Raw genomic sequence first — 2,280 nt, 5'->3', positions numbered from 1 at the left:
GTTGTGTTCCTTTCTTATGTTTTTTTTTTTTTTCAACCGAAGGACGCCATCGGGGTTTTTGCCCTGTCCCGGGGGCCCGGGATGGGGTTTAGGGACAGACCCGGTGGAGCAGGGGTGACGCGGGCGGGTCGTCCGGCGGCGCGTCATGGGCGCCGAGCGCGGAGTCGAGCAGGTCGACCGTGACGAGGTCGGCGAAGTGCTCGGTGGCGAAGTCGGCCAGCTCCTGCGTGGTGCGGGCGATGTCCAACGTGGTGCCGATGCGGACGCTCGACTCGTTCACCATGGACAGCCGCCAGCGCAGCCGCCGGTCCCGCTCCTCCTCGTAGGCCACGACGCCCTGCTCGGAGGTACGGTCCACGTACCCGGTCGCCGTCAGGATCAGGCTGCGCGCGGCCTCGCTGATCAGGGCCGCGTCGTCGGTGCACCGGGGCATCTCCGCGAGCAGGTGGTCGAGGATGATGCCCTGTCCGAGCCGGAAGGCCCGCAGGACCGCGCTCACGGGGACACCGTGCCGGGCGACACGGCGTACGCGCTCCAGTTCGGCGGACGGTACCTCGATGCCGGCCGGGTCGACGCCGTACCGCAGGGCCGACAGCACCGCCACGACGTGCTGGGCGACGTTGTCCGAGGCCATCGCGTCGGGGTGCGCCCACAGCTCGGGCATCTCCCGGCGCAGGCATCGCTCCACCTCGGCGGTCAGCTCGTCCGCTCGGGGGACGAGCTCACGCGCGACACGGGCCACGAGACCGTCAGCCGTGGAGTCCACAGTCACGACGGTACGCCGAACCACCGCCCACGCCCCACCGCGCACCCGCCGTCCCACCGGTCCGCGTCGTTCCGCCCACCCCACCGACGCATGTCGTCCCGCGCGCCCCGGCCGCCCGGAGTGGTCCTCCTCGCTGCTCCTCACCCGGGTCCGGTTATTGTGACGAGGCGAATCGAACGTACGGCGGAGGGCACGTGGTGTCGGAGGACGTAGGGCGGCTCGTCGCCGGGCGCTACCGGCTCACGGAGCAGATAGGCCGCGGCGGCATGGGCACGGTGTGGCGGGCCGGGGACGAGGTCCTCGACCGCCAGGTCGCGCTGAAGCGCCTGCACGTGCAGCCGCATCTGTCGCCCGACGACCTCGTCACCCTGTACGAGCGCACGCGCCGCGAGGCCCGCAGCGCGGCCCGGATCGCGCACCCGAACGTGATCGTCGTCCACGACGTGGTGGACGACCACCTGGACACCCACGCGGGCGGCCCCGTGGACGGTGGCCTGAACGGCGCCGGGGGCGGCTCCGGTGACGGCCGGCCCTGCATCGTCATGGAGTACGTCCCGGCGCCCACGCTCGCCGACCTCCTCACCGACGGCCGGACCCTGCCGCCCGACGAGGCGGCCCGCATCGGTCTGGGCATGGTCGCCGCGCTGCGCGCCGCGCACGCCGCCGGTGTCCTGCACCGCGACGTCAAACCCGGCAACGTCCTGCTCGGCGCCGAGGGCCGGGTGGTCCTCACCGACTTCGGCATCGCGATGACGGCGGACGCCTCGACCCTCACCAAGACCGGTGAGATGGTCGGCTCCATCCACTACATGGCCCCGGAGCGCATCCGCGGGCAGAAGCCGGGCCCCGCCTCGGACCTGTGGGCCCTGGGCGCGACCCTCTACCAGGCGGTCGAGGGCCGGCCGCCGTTCCGCCGCCTCACCGCCATGGAGGCCGCGTACGCCATCGCCGTGGATCCCCTGGAGCCGCTGAAGCAGGGCGGCGCCCTGGAGCCCCTCGTCGTGGCCCTCCTGGCCAAGGACCCCAGCGACCGGCCCACCACCGAACAGACGGAGCGGGCACTGCGCGCCGTGGTCTCCGGCCAGTCGACCGTCGCCCTGCCCATGCCGGCACCGGACCCGATGCCTTCGCCGCAGGCCGGAGGCCCGGCCGGCGGGAGCACGCGCTCGTACGACAGCAGTGCGACCGGCGGTGGCGCGGTCGACGGTGGCGCGGTCGGGGTCGACACCTCTGGTGGCGGGATCGGCGGTCGGCATACGGGCCAGGGCGTGCCCCCAGCCGGGCACGGGAACCCCTCGGACGGCGGACGGCCGGGGCCCGGCGGCCGCGGGAAGCGACGGCTCCTCGTCCCGGTCGCCGTCGCGGTGACCGTGGCCGCGACGGTCGCCGGCGCCGCGCTCTACCTGGTGTCGAACCCCTCCGGGGAACCCACATCCCCGAAGGGTAATTGATCTTGGTGTTGGCCTCGATGTCCTCGAAGTGGGCCTCGGGGTGCGAGCCGGCGGCCGTCTGGG

General features: G+C 73.3%; 1 protein-coding gene and 1 pseudogene. One reads left to right on the top strand and one right to left on the bottom strand.

Going from position 1 to position 2,280, the window contains the following annotated elements:
* Positions 1 to 88 precede the first annotated feature (88 nt).
* Positions 89 to 766, bottom strand: coding sequence for a hypothetical protein (locus tag P1P70_RS43595; RefSeq protein WP_319247904.1), 678 nt, complete (start codon positions 764 to 766; stop codon positions 89 to 91).
* A 197-nt stretch (positions 767 to 963) separates the two neighbouring features.
* Between P1P70_RS43595 and P1P70_RS43590 the strand changes: the two are divergent.
* A pseudogene (locus P1P70_RS43590) lies at positions 964 to 2,211 on the top strand (serine/threonine-protein kinase); the annotation flags it as partial.
* Positions 2,212 to 2,280 lie beyond the last annotated feature (69 nt).

The organism is Streptomyces sp. MB09-02B (genome assembly GCF_033794485.1).
GTDB lineage: Bacteria > Actinomycetota > Actinomycetes > Streptomycetales > Streptomycetaceae > Streptomyces.
The sequence above is the reverse complement of the archived record's forward strand: the minus strand, read 5'-3'. Positions and strand labels throughout refer to the sequence as shown.